11 protein-coding genes are annotated in these 12560 nt (G+C 69.4%); all 11 read right to left on the reverse strand.

The features are described from left to right. Positions 1–4: 4 nt before the first annotated feature. The 11 genes from nuoL to AC3CH1_RS10210 are packed head-to-tail and all read right to left on the reverse strand — an operon-like array spanning position 5 to position 12543. Positions 5–1900 (reverse strand): NADH-quinone oxidoreductase subunit L, encoded by a 1896-nt coding sequence (nuoL, locus tag AC3CH1_RS10160; RefSeq protein WP_215105874.1) that lies wholly within the window; start codon positions 1898–1900, stop codon positions 5–7. Positions 1901–1912: 12 nt separating this feature from the next. Further along, positions 1913–2212: an NADH-quinone oxidoreductase subunit NuoK gene (nuoK, locus tag AC3CH1_RS10165; protein WP_018960446.1), complete on the reverse strand. Its 300-nt coding sequence runs from the start codon at positions 2210–2212 to the stop codon at positions 1913–1915. After that, the gene (locus tag AC3CH1_RS10170; RefSeq protein ID WP_488462593.1) at positions 2209–3075 is read right to left on the reverse strand and encodes an NADH-quinone oxidoreductase subunit J; all 867 of its coding nucleotides are present in this window, start codon (positions 3073–3075) and stop codon (positions 2209–2211) included. The genes nuoK and AC3CH1_RS10170 overlap by 4 nt, the downstream gene beginning before the upstream one ends. After that, positions 3072–3779, reverse strand: coding sequence for an NADH-quinone oxidoreductase subunit NuoI (gene nuoI / locus AC3CH1_RS10175; protein WP_488462594.1), 708 nt, complete (start codon positions 3777–3779; stop codon positions 3072–3074). The genes AC3CH1_RS10170 and nuoI overlap by 4 nt, the downstream gene beginning before the upstream one ends. Further along, positions 3772–5175 carry an NADH-quinone oxidoreductase subunit NuoH gene (nuoH, locus tag AC3CH1_RS10180; protein ID WP_488462595.1) on the reverse strand — a complete coding sequence of 468 codons (1404 nt, stop codon included), beginning with the start codon at positions 5173–5175 and terminating at the stop codon, positions 3772–3774. The genes nuoI and nuoH overlap by 8 nt, the downstream gene beginning before the upstream one ends. Further along, on the reverse strand, positions 5172–7682 hold the full coding sequence (locus AC3CH1_RS10185; protein ID WP_488462596.1) for an NADH-quinone oxidoreductase subunit G: 2511 nt from the start codon (positions 7680–7682) through the stop codon (positions 5172–5174). The genes nuoH and AC3CH1_RS10185 overlap by 4 nt, the downstream gene beginning before the upstream one ends. Next, entirely contained in the window at positions 7679–9061 is a 1383-nt protein-coding gene (gene nuoF, locus AC3CH1_RS10190; protein WP_199787844.1) for an NADH-quinone oxidoreductase subunit NuoF, read from the reverse strand. Before nuoF ends, AC3CH1_RS10185 begins: the two co-directional genes overlap by 4 nt. Beyond that, complete coding sequence (nuoE, locus tag AC3CH1_RS10195) at positions 9058–9912, reverse strand: NADH-quinone oxidoreductase subunit NuoE (protein WP_488462597.1); 855 nt, start codon at positions 9910–9912, stop codon at positions 9058–9060. Before nuoE ends, nuoF begins: the two co-directional genes overlap by 4 nt. 29 nt (positions 9913–9941) lie before the next feature. Continuing rightward, the gene (locus AC3CH1_RS10200) at positions 9942–11264 is read right to left on the reverse strand and encodes an NADH-quinone oxidoreductase subunit D (protein WP_488462598.1); all 1323 of its coding nucleotides are present in this window, start codon (positions 11262–11264) and stop codon (positions 9942–9944) included. Then, positions 11264–11992: an NADH-quinone oxidoreductase subunit C gene (locus AC3CH1_RS10205; RefSeq protein WP_488462599.1), complete on the reverse strand. Its 729-nt coding sequence runs from the start codon at positions 11990–11992 to the stop codon at positions 11264–11266. Before AC3CH1_RS10205 ends, AC3CH1_RS10200 begins: the two co-directional genes overlap by 1 nt. Then, entirely contained in the window at positions 11989–12543 is a 555-nt protein-coding gene (locus AC3CH1_RS10210; protein ID WP_018960437.1) for a NuoB/complex I 20 kDa subunit family protein, read from the reverse strand. The genes AC3CH1_RS10205 and AC3CH1_RS10210 overlap by 4 nt, the downstream gene beginning before the upstream one ends. Positions 12544–12560 lie beyond the last annotated feature (17 nt).

Here is a 12560-nt window from a genome sequence, read left to right on the forward strand (position 1 = left end):
GTGATCAGACCGCCCTCATCAGCAGGGTCGCGGCGATGACGACCGCCGTACCGCCGAACATCGAGACCGCGTAGGTGCGGGCGTAGCCGTTCTGCAGCTTGCGCAGCCGGCCGGAGAGCCCGCCGACCGAGGCGGCCGTGCCGTTGACGACGCCGTCGACCAGGGAGTGGTCCACGTAGACCAGCGAGCGGGTGAGGTGCTCGCCGCCGCGGACCAGGACCACGTGGTTGAAGTCGTCCTGGAGGAGATCGCGGCGGGCGGCCCGGGTGAGGACCGAACCGCGCGGGGCGACGACGGGCACGGGCTTGCGCCCGTACATCGCCCAGGCGATCCCGACGCCGATGACCAGGGCCACCACGGTGGCTCCGGTGACCGTGGCCGCGCTCAGCGGGGCGTGCCCGTGGTCGTAACCGGTCACGGGCTCCAGCCAGTTGATGAACCGGTCACCGATGGCGAAGAACCCGCCGGCGAAGACCGAGCCGAAGGCCAGCACGATCATCGGGATCGTCATGGACTTCGGGGACTCGTGCGGGTGCGGCTCGTGGCCCTCCGCGTCCGGCTGCCAGCGCTTCTCGCCGAAGAAGGTCATCAGCATCACGCGCGTCATGTAGAACGCGGTGATCGCGGCGCCCAGCAGGGCCACGGAGCCGAGGATCCAGCCCTCGGTGCCGCCCTTGGCGAAGGCCGCCTCGATGATCTTGTCCTTGGAGAAGAAGCCGGACAGGCCGGGGAAGCCGATGATGGCCAGATAGCCGAGGCCGAAGGTGACGAAGGTGACCGGCATGTACTTCCGCAGGCCGCCGTACTTGCGCATGTCGACCTCGTCGTTCATGCCGTGCATGACGGATCCCGCGCCGAGGAAGAGTCCGGCCTTGAAGAAGCCGTGCGTCACCAGGTGCATGATCGCGAAGATGTAGCCGATGGGGCCGAGGCCCGCGGCCAGGATCATGTAGCCGATCTGCGACATCGTGGAGCCGGCGAGGGCCTTCTTGATGTCGTCCTTCGCGCAACCGACGATCGCACCGAAGATCAGCGTGACCGCGCCGACGATGACGACGACCATCTGGGCGTCCGGGGCGGCGTTGAAGATCGCGCCGGAGCGGACGATCAGATAGACGCCGGCGGTGACCATGGTCGCGGCGTGGATGAGGGCGGAGACCGGGGTCGGGCCCTCCATCGCGTCGCCGAGCCAGGACTGCAGCGGCACCTGGGCCGACTTGCCACAGGCGGCCAGCAGCAGCATCAGCCCGATGGCGGTCAGCTTGCCCTGGCTCGTCTCGCCCGCCGACTCCAGCACCGGCCCGAAGGCGAAGGTGCCGAAGGTGGTGAACATCAGCATGATGGCGATCGACAGGCCCATGTCGCCGACCCGGTTGACCAGGAAGGCCTTCTTCGCGGCGGTGGCCGCGGTGGGCTTGTGCTGCCAGAAGCCGATGAGCAGGAACGACGCCAGACCGACGCCCTCCCATCCGACGTACAGCAGCAGGTAGTTGTCGGCGATGACCAGGATGAGCATCGCCGCGAGGAACAGGTTGAGATAGCCGAAGAAGCGGCGCCTGCGCTCGTCGTGCTCCATGTAACCGATGGAGTAGATGTGGATCAGCGTGCCCACACCGGTGATGAGCAGGACGAACGTCATCGACAGCTGGTCGAGCTGGAAGGCGATGTCGGCCTGGAAGCCCTCCACCGGAATCCAGCTGAACAGGTGCTGGTGCAGGGCCCGGTCCTCGGCGTCCTTCCCCAGCATGTCGGTGAACAGGATCAGTCCGACGACGAACGAGGCGCCGGCCAGGACGGTGCCGAGCCAGTGGCCGGTCTTGTCCAGGCGGCGTCCGCCGCAGAGCAGGACCGCCGCTCCGAGCAGGGGCGCCGCGACGAGCAGCGCAATCAGGTTCTCCACGTTTCCGACCCCTTACAGCTTCATCAGGCTGGCGTCGTCGACCGAGGCCGAGTGGCGGGAGCGGAACAGCGACACGATGATCGCGAGTCCGACGACGACTTCCGCGGCGGCGACGACCATCGTGAAGAACGCGACGATCTGCCCGTCGAGGTTGCCGTGCATCCGGGAGAACGTGACGAGCGCCAGATTGCAGGCGTTGAGCATCAGCTCGACGCACATGAACAGCACGATCGTGTTCCGCCTGATCAGCACCCCGGAGGCGCCGATCGCGAACAGCAGGGCCGCGAGGTAGAGGTAGTTGACCGGGTTCACTTGGCGGCCTCCGAATTCTCCGCCGCGGACGGGGGATTGGCGCCGCGCGCCACGGCGTCCGCGTCCTCACGTCCGAGCCGCTCCCCGGAGCGCTGCTCCAGGGCCTTGAGATCGGCGAGGGACTGCCGCGAGACGTCACGGATCTGACCGCGCTGCCGCAGCGTCTGCATGACCGTGAGCTCGGACGGCGTGCCGTCGGGGAGCAGGCCGGGGATGTCCACCGCGTTGTGCCGGGCGTAGACGCCGGGGGCGGGCAGCGGCGGGAGGTGCTTGCCGCGTACGCGCTCCTCGGACATCTCCCGCTGGGTCTTGGCCCGTTCGGTGCGTTCGCGGTGCGTGAGCACCATCGCGCCGACCGTCGCGGTGATCAGCAGGGCGCCGGTGATCTCGAAGGCGAAGACGTACTTGGTGAAGATGAGGTTGGCGATTCCCTCGACGTTGCCGCCGTGTTGCGCGTTGGCCGCGCCCAGCCCGTTGAAGGTGCTCAGGGAGGCGTTGCCGATGCCCGCGATCAGCAGCACGGCGAACCCGAGAGCGCACCCGAGGGCCAGCCAGCGCTGCCCCTTGAGGGTCTCCTGGAGGGAGTCGGCGGCGGTGACGCCGACGAGCATGACGACGAAGAGGAACAGCATCATGATCGCGCCGGTGTAGACGACGATCTGGACGATGCCGAGGAAATACGCGCCGTTGGCGAGGTAGAAGACCGCGAGGACGATCATGGTCCCGGCGAGCGAGAGGGCGCTGTGCACGGACTTCTTCATCAGCACCGTGGAGAGCGCGCCGATCACGGCGACGGTGCCCAGGATCCAGAACTGGACGGCCTCGCCGGTCGAGGTGGTGGTGGCTGCGGCCAGCGCGTTCACGCCCCCACCCCCTTGTCCGGCCGGGTGGCGTCGGCGGCCCGGGTGGACTCGATGGGGTCCTCGTCGGCCTTGTCGCCCTCGCCCTTGGACACGGCCGTCTGACGGACCGTGCCGGCGGCGGCCTCGGTGACCACGCCCCGGTAGTAGTCCTGCTCGTCCATGCCGGGGAAGATCGCGTGCGGGCTGTCGACCATGCCCTCCTCCAGGCCCGCGAGCAGCTCGTCCTTGGTGTAGATGAGGCTCTCGCGGGTGGTGTTGGCCAGCTCGAACTCGTTCGTCATCGTCAGTGCCCGGGTGGGGCAGGCCTCGATGCAGAGTCCGCACAGGATGCAGCGCGCGTAGTTGATCTGGTAGACGCGGCCGTAGCGCTCTCCCGGGGAGTAGCGCTCCTCCTCGGTGTTGTCCGCGCCCTCCACGTAGATCGCGTCCGCCGGGCAGGCCCAGGCGCACAGCTCGCAGCCGACGCACTTCTCCAGGCCGTCCGGGTGGCGGTTGAGCTGGTGGCGGCCGTGGAAGCGGGGCGCCGTCACCTTCGGCGTCTCCGGATACTGCTCGGTGAGCCGCTTCTTGAACATGGCCTTGAAGGTCACGCCGAAGCCGGCCACGGGGTTCTGGAACTTCTCCCCCGACCCCCCTGCCTGGCCCGCCTGGCCCGAGGACCCAGCGGATCCCGATGAGCCCGTGAGCTCTGGTTTCTCAGACACCGCCGGCCTCCTTTCCGTCACTCGCGCTTGCGTCACTCTGAGTATCCGCTCCACCACTGACAACGAGCTCCCGCTCCCGTCGTGGGGTGCGCCTGGGCACCGGCGGCAGGGTCTGTCCGGGCAGCGGAGGCACCGGGAACCCGCCCGCCATCGGGTCGAAGGCGGGCTCCGGTCCGGCCGCTTCCTCCTCGGCACGGTTCCTGCGGTCGCGGAACATGTCGACGACGAACGAGATCAGCAGGATCGCGATCACGGCCGCACCGACGTACAGCACGATCCGGGAGAAGTCGTAGCCTTCGTTGCGCAGGGCGCGGACGGTGGCGACGAGCATCAGCCAGACGACCGAGACCGGGATGAGGACCTTCCAGCCCAGCTTCATCAACTGGTCGTAGCGGACGCGGGGAAGCGTGCCGCGCAGCCAGATGAAGAAGAAGATCAGCACCTGGAGCTTCAGGAAGAACCAGAGCATCGGCCACCAGCCGTGGTTCGCTCCCTCCCAGAAGGCGGAGATCGGGTACGGGGCCCTCCAGCCGCCGAGGAACAGCGTCACCGCGATCATCGACACGGTCACCATGTGGATGTACTCGGCGAGCATGAACATCGCGAACTTGATGGAGCTGTACTCGGTGTTGAACCCGCCGACCAGGTCGCCCTCGGACTCCGGCATGTCGAACGGCGCCCGACTGGCCTCGCCGACCATGGTCACCATGTAGATGATGAACGAGACCGGCAGCAGCATGATGTACCAGCGGTCCGCCTGCGCCTCCACGATCGTCGACGTGGACATCGACCCGGAGTAGAGGAAGACCGAGGCGAAGGCCGCGCCCATGGCGATCTCGTACGAGATCATCTGGGCGGACGACCGGATTCCGCCGAGCAGGGGGTACGTCGAGCCCGAGGACCAGCCGCCGAGGACGAAGCCGTACACCCCGACCGCGCCGACGGCGAGGATGTAGAGCGCGGCGATCGGGAGGTCGGTGAGCTGCATCGTGGTGCGCTGCCCGAAGATCGAGACCTCGTTGCCCGCCGGGCCGAAGGGGATCACCGCGATCGCCATGAAGGCCGGGATCGCGGCGAGGATCGGCGCGAGGACGTAGACCGCCTTGTCCGCGCGCTTGACGATCACGTCTTCCTTCAGCATCAGCTTGATGCCGTCGGCGAGCGACTGGAGCAGCCCCCAGGGGCCGTGCCGGTTGGGGCCGACGCGCAGCTGCATCCAGGCGACGACCTTGCGCTCCCACACGATGGAGAACAGCACGATCAGCATCAGGAACGCGAAGCAGAAGACCGCCTTGATGACGACGAGCCACCAGGGGTCGGTGCCGAACATCGAGAGATCCTCGGCGGCGAGGACGACGCTCTCGGGCGCCCTCGTGAATGCGGCGAGGCCAGTCACGCTCGTACCTCCGATGGTTCGACGGGAGCACCCGGTGCGGCGGCGGGGCCGATCCGCACCAGGCCGCCGGGGTTCGCGCCGGTGTCGGCGGGGATGCCGCGCCCCACCGAGTTCAGCGGCACCCAGACCACCCGGTCCGGCATGTCGGTGACCGCGAGGGGCAGTTCGACGGTGCCCGCGGGGCCGGTGACGGCGAGCAGGTCGCCGTCCTTGACCCCGGACTCGGCGGCGGTGACCGCCGAGAGCCGAGCGACGGCCGCGTGCCGGGTCCCGGCGAGCGCCGTGTCGCCCTCCTGGAGCCGGCCGAGGTCGAGCAGCATGCGGTGGCCCGCGAGGACCGCCTCGCCGTCGCCGGGCCGGGGCAGGGGCTGCGCGCTCTCGCGCGGGTCCTGGGCGTGGCCGCCCTCCCAGCCGCCGAGCCGGTCCAGCTCGCGGCGGGCGGCGGTCAGGTCCGGCAGGGCGAAGTGCACGTCCATGGCGTCGGCCAGCATGTGCAGCACCCGGGAGTCCGTGGGCGCGAGCGTCCGGGGCAGCTGCTCCGGCTTCAGCGCCGCCTGGAACATCCGGACCCGGCCCTCCCAGTTGAGGAAGGTGCCGGACTTCTCCGCGACGGCGGCGACCGGGAAGACCACGTCCGCCCGGGCGGACACCGCGCTCGGCCGCAGTTCCAGGGAGACCAGGAAGCCGACCTCGTTGAGCGCCTGGATGGCGCGGTTCGGGTCGGGCAGGTCCTCGACGCCGACCCCGGCGACAAGGAGCGCGCGCAGTTCGCCGGTGGCCGCTGCCTCGACGATCTGGCCGGTGTCGCGGCCGTGGCGGGTGGGCAGTGCGGCCACGCGCCACAGCTCGGCGACCTCCTCGCGGGCCCGCGGGTCGGTGGCCGGGCGGCCGCCGGGCAGCAGGGTGGGGAGCGCGCCCGCCTCCACCGCGCCCCGGTCGCCCGCCCGGCGCGGAATCCACACCAGGCGTGCGCCGGTGGCGGTGGCGGTGCGGACGGCGGCGGACAGCGCACCGGGCACTCCGGCGAGCCGTTCACCGACGATGATCAGGGAGTGCTCGGCGCGGAGCGCCTCGGCCGCGGCGGCCCCTTCGGTCTCGAGGCCGACACCGCCCGCGAGCGCGTCCAGCCACTCGGTCTCGGTGCCGGGGGCGGCGGGCAGCAGCGTGCCGCCCGCCTTCACGAGGCCCCGGGTGGCGTGCGAGGCGAGCGCGAAGGTCTTCTGGCCGCCCTTGCGGTGGGCCTTGCGCAGCCGCAGGAAGACGCCGGGCGCCTCCTCCTCGGACTCGAACCCGACGAGCAGGACCGCGGGGGCCTTCTCCAGCGCGGTGTACGTGACCCCCTCGCCGTCCAGGTCCAGGCCGCGTCCGGCGACCCGGGCTGCCAGGAAGTCGGCCTCCTCGGCGCTGTGCACCCGGGAGCGGAAGTCGACGTCGTTGGTGTCGAGGGCGACCCGGGCGAACTTGCTGTACGCGTAGGCGTCCTCGACGGTCAGCCGGCCGCCGGTCAGGACACCGGTACGGCCTCGGGCGGCGAGGAGTCCGGCCGCCGCGGCTTCCAGGGCCTCGGGCCAGCTCGCCGGTTCCAGCTCGCCCTCGGCGTTGCGTACCAGGGGGGTGGTGAGCCGGTCGCGCTGCTGGGCGTAACGGAAGCCGAACCGCCCCTTGTCGCAGAGCCACTCCTCGTTGACCTCGGGCTCGTTGGCCGCGAGGCGACGCATGACCTTGCCGCGCCGGTGGTCGGTCCGGGTCGAGCAGCCGCCCGCGCACTGCTCGCACACCGAGGGGGTGGAGACCAGGTCGAAGGGGCGGGAGCGGAATCGGTACGCCGCCGAGGTCAGTGCGCCGACCGGGCAGATCTGGATGGTGTTGCCGGAGAAGTACGACTCGAAGGGGTCGCCCTCTCCGGTGCCGACCTGCTGGAGGGCGCCGCGCTCGATCAGCTCGATCATCGGGTCGCCCGCCACCTGGTTGGAGAACCGGGTGCAGCGCGCGCAGAGCACGCACCGCTCGCGGTCCAGCAGCACCTGGGTGGAGATCGGGACGGGCTTCTCGAAGGTCCGCTTCTTGCCCTCGAAGCGGGAGTCGGCGCCGCCGTGCGACATCGCCTGGTTCTGGAGCGGGCACTCGCCGCCCTTGTCGCAGACGGGGCAGTCCAGCGGATGGTTGATCAGCAGCAGCTCCATCACGCCCTTCTGCGCCTTCTCGGCGACAGGAGAGGTGATCTGCGACTTGACGACCATGCCGTCGGTGCAGGTGATGGTGCAGGAGGCCATCGGCTTGCGCTGGCCCTCGACCTCGACGATGCACTGGCGGCAGGCGCCGGCGGGGTCGAGAAGCGGGTGGTCGCAGAAGCGCGGGATCTCGATGCCGAGGAGCTCGGCGGCGCGGATGACCAGGGTCCCCTTGGGGACGCTGATCTCGATGCCGTCGATGGTCAGCGTGACCAGGTCCTCGGGCGGGATCGCCGCCTCGCCGCCCCCGGAGGGCGCACTCGTGGTGACTGTCATGCGTTCACCCCCCGGTGAGCGTTCTTGCCGTCGGTGTTCTTGTCGTCGGCCCAGGCCGTGGACCGGGCGGGGTCGAAGGGGCAGCCCTTGCCGGTGATGTGCTGCTCGTACTCCTCGCGGAAGTACTTGAGGGAGGAGAAGATCGGCGAGGCGGCACCGTCGCCGAGCGCGCAGAACGACTTGCCGTTGATGTTGTCGGCGATGTCGTTGAGCTTGTCGAGGTCGGCCATCTCGCCCTTGCCCGCCTCGATGTCGCGGAGCAACTGGACCAGCCAGTACGTCCCTTCGCGGCAGGGTGTGCACTTGCCGCAGGACTCGTGGGCGTAGAACTCGGTCCAGCGGGTGACGGCCCGCACGACGCAGGTCGTCTCGTCGAAGCACTGGAGCGCCTTGGTGCCGAGCATGGACCCGGCGGCGCCGACGCCCTCGTAGTCGAGGGGGACGTCGAGGTGCTCCTCGGTGAACATCGGGGTGGAGGAGCCGCCCGGGGTCCAGAACTTCAGGCGGTGGCCGGACCGGATGCCGCCGCTCATGTCGAGGAGCTGGCGCAGCGTGATGCCGAGCGGGGCCTCGTACTGGCCGGGGCTGGTGACATGGCCGCTGAGCGAGTAGAGCGTGAAGCCCGGGGACTTCTCGCTGCCCATCGACTTGAACCAGTCCTTGCCCTTGTTCAGGATCGCGGGAACCGAGGCGATGGACTCGACGTTGTTCACGACAGTGGGGCAGGCGTACAGACCGGCGACCGCAGGGAAGGGGGGCCGCAGCCGGGGCTGGCCACGCCGTCCTTCGAGAGAGTCGAGCAGCGCGGTTTCCTCACCACAGATGTACGCACCGGCGCCCGCGTGCACCGTGAGTTCCAGATCGAGTCCTGAACCCAGGATGTTCGTCCCCAGATAACCCGCCTCGTACGCCTCTCGTACGGCCTCGTGCAGTCGTCGCAGCACGGGGACGACCTCACCGCGCAGATAGATGAACGCGTGAGACGAACGGATCGCGTAACAGGCGATCACGATGCCCTCGATGAGGCTGTGCGGGTTCGCGAAGAGGAGCGGGATGTCCTTGCAGGTCCCCGGCTCCGACTCGTCGGCGTTGACCACCAGATAGTGCGGTTTGCCGTCGCCCTGCGGGATGAACTGCCACTTCATCCCGGTGGGGAAGCCCGCGCCGCCGCGTCCGCGCAGACCGGAGTCCTTGACGTACGCGATGAGGTCGTCGGGCGCCATGGCGAGTGCCTTGCGCAGCCCTTCGTAGCCCTCGTGGCGGCGGTAGGTGTCCAGGGTCCAGGAGTCGGGCTGGTCCCAGAAGGCGGAGAGGACCGGTGCGAGCAGCTTCTCGGGGCTCGTCCCGTTGTGGTCGATCTCGGCGGCCAAGGTCATCACTCCCCCTCCTCGGCTGCGGGCCCGGCCGGGTGCTCCGGGTCGGAGGCCGAGGTCTGCTGCGGTGCGTCGTGCGAGCTGAGGTGCTCGGACGGCGAAGGGTCGTGCGGTTGCCCGTCCTGGGGCTCCGCGTCCTGCGGTCGCGCGTCCTGGGGCTGTCCGGCGCGCGGGGAGACCACGCGCGCCTGCGGGAGCGCTTCGCCCTTGGCGAGCTTCAGCCCGACGAGGGAGGCGGGGCCGGCGCCGCCGGTCGCCTCGACGGCGCCGGGCCGCTCGTCGGGGAAGCCGGCCAGGATGCGGGCCGTCTCCTTGTACGAGCAGATCGGCGCGCCGCGGGTGGGCTCGACGGTCCGGCCGGCGATCAGGTCGTCGACGAGTCGCGTGGCGCTCTGGGGCGTCTGGTTGTCGAAGAACTCCCAGTTGACCATCACGACGGGCGCGAAGTCGCAGGCGGCGTTGCACTCGATGTGTTCGAGGGTGACCTTGCCGTCGTCGGTGGTCTCGTTGTTGCCGACGCCGAGGTGCTCCTTGAGCGTGTCGAAGATGGCGTCGCCGCCCATGACCGCGCACAGGGTGTTGGTGCAGACGCCGACCTGGTAGTCGCCGCTGGGCCTGCGCCGGTACATGGAGTAGAAGGTCGCGACGGCGGTGACCTCGGCGGTGGTGAGGTCGAGCGTCTCGGCGCAGAAGGCCATGCCCGTACGGGAGACGTATCCCTCCTCGGACTGCACGAGGTGCAGCAGCGGCAGGAGGGCGGAGCGGCTGCCGGGGTAGCGGGCGAGCACCTCCTTCGCGTCCGCGTCGAGCCGGGCGCGCACCTCGGCCGGGTAGGGGGTGGCGGGGAGCTGCGGCATCCCCAGACTGACGTCTTGGCGTGATGTGGTCACCGGTCGACGCCTCCCATCACGGGGTCGATGGACGCGACGGCGACGATGACGTCGGCGACCTGGCCGCCTTCGCACATCGCCGCCATGGCCTGCAGGTTGGTGAAGGACGGGTCGCGGAAGTGGACCCGGTAGGGACGGGTGCCGCCGTCGGAGACGACGTGCACGCCGAGTTCGCCCTTGGGGGACTCGACGGCGGTGTACACCTGACCGGCCGGGACCCGGAAGCCCTCGGTCACCAGCTTGAAGTGGTGGATCAGGGCTTCCATGGAGGTGCCCATGATGTTCCGGATGTGGTCGAGCGAGTTGCCGAGTCCGTCCGGGCCGAGGGCGAGCTGGGCGGGCCAGGCGATCTTCTTGTCGGCGACCATGACCGGCCCGGGCTCCAGGCGGTCGATGCACTGCTCGATGATGCGCAGCGACTGGCGCATCTCCTCCAGGCGGATCAGGAAGCGTCCGTAGGAGTCGCAGGTGTCGGCGGTCGGGACGTCGAATTCGTAGGTCTCGTAGCCGCAGTACGGGTCGCTCTTGCGCAGGTCGTGCGGGAGTCCGGCGGAGCGCAGCACCGGGCCGGTGGCGCCGAGCGCCATGCAGCCGGTGAGGTCGAGGTAGCCGACGTCCTTCATCCGGGCCTTGAAGATCGGGTTGCCGGTGGCGAGCTTGTCGTACTCCGGCAGGTTCTTCTTCATGGTCTTGATGAACTCGCGCAGCTGGTCGACCGCGCCCGGGGGCAGGTCCTGGGCGAGGCCGCCGGGGCGGACGAACGCGTGGTTCATCCGCAGGCCGGTGAAGAGCTCGAAGAGGTCGAGAACCAGTTCACGATCGCGGAAGCCGTAGATCATGATCGTGGTCGCGCCGAGCTCCATGCCGCCGGTGGCGATGCACACCAGGTGCGAGGCGAGCCGGTTGAGCTCCATCAGCAGGACGCGCAGGACGGTGGCCCGGTCGGGGATCTGGTCCTCGATGCCGAGGAGCTTCTCGACGCCCAGGCAGTACGCCGTCTCGTTGAAGAACGGCGTCAGGTAGTCCATCCGCGTGACGAAGGTGGTGCCCTGCGTCCAGTTGCGGAATTCGAGGTTCTTCTCGATGCCGGTGTGGAGGTAGCCGATGCCGCAGCGGGCCTCGGTGACGGTCTCGCCGTCGATCTCCAGGATGAGGCGCAGCACGCCGTGCGTGGACGGGTGCTGGGGACCCATGTTGACGATGATGCGCTCGTCGTCGGACTTCACCGCGGATTCCACGACCTCGTCCCAGTCGCCGCCGGTGACTGTATATACAGTCCCCTCGGTCGTGGCACGGGGTGTCGAGTGGGGAGTGGTCATCAGGAGTACGACCTCCGCTGGTCCGGAGCCGGGATCTGGGCGCCCTTGTACTCGACGGCGATGCCGCCGAGCGGATAGTCCTTGCGCTGCGGGAAGCCCTGCCAGTCGTCCGGCATCATGATCCGGGTCAGGGCTGGGTGGCCGTCGAAGACGAGCCCGAAGAAGTCGTACGCCTCGCGCTCGTGCCAGTCGTTGGTCGGGTAGATCTCGACGAGCGACGGGACGTGCGGGTCGCTGTCCGGGGTGGAGACCTCCAGCCGGATCAGCCGACCGTGGGTGAGGGACCGCAGGTGGTAGACGGCGTGCAGTTCGCGGCCCTTGTCGCCCAGGAAGTGGACGCCGCTCACGCCCGTACAGAGTTCGAAGCGCAGGGCGGGGTCGTCGCGCAGGGTGCGGGCGACCTGGACCAGGTGCTCGCGGGCGATGTGGAAGGTCAGCTCGTCGCGGTCGACGACCGTCTTCTCGATGGCGTTGGAGGGGAGCAGGTCCTGTTCCTCCAGGGCCCCTTCCAGCTCGTCGGCCACCTCGTCGAACCAGCCGCCGTACGGCCGGGAGGCGGCCCCCGGCAGGGTGATGGTGCGGACGAGGCCGCCGTAGCCGGAGGTGTCGCCGCCGTTGTTCGCGCCGAACATGCCCTTGCGGACGCGGATGACCTCGCCGCCGGTGTCGCGCGGGGCGGGTACGGCGTTGCCGTTCCGCTCGCCGTTCGCGTCGGAGTTCTCGGTCACCGCAGCAGCCCCTTCATCTCGATCAGGGGCAGTGCCTTGAGGGCCGCTTCCTCCGCCTCGCGGGCGGCCTCCTCCGCGTTGACCCCGAGCTTGCCGTTCTGGATCTTCTGGTGGAGCTTGAGGATGGCGTCCAGCAGCATCTCGGGGCGAGGCGGACAACCCGGCAAATAGATGTCGACCGGGACAATGTGATCAACACCCTGCACAATGGCGTAATTGTTGAACATGCCACCCGATGACGCACAAACCCCCATGGAGATGACCCACTTGGGATTCGGCATCTGGTCGTAGACCTGCCGCAGGACGGGGGCCATCTTCTGGCTCACCCGTCCCGCGACGATCATCAGGTCCGCCTGTCGCGGCGATCCGCGGAAGACCTCCATCCCGAACCGGGCCAGGTCGTAGCGGCCCGCGCCGGTCGTCATCATCTCGATGGCGCAGCAGGCCAGTCCGAACGTGGCCGGGAAGACGGACGACTTCCGCACCCAGCCCGCGGCCTGCTCGACCGTGGTCAGAACGAAGCCGCTCGGCAGTTTCTCTTCGAGTCCCATGGTGTGCCCCTCAGCCC

The sequence above is a fragment of the Streptomyces sp. MGP-P1 genome, from assembly GCF_057766565.1.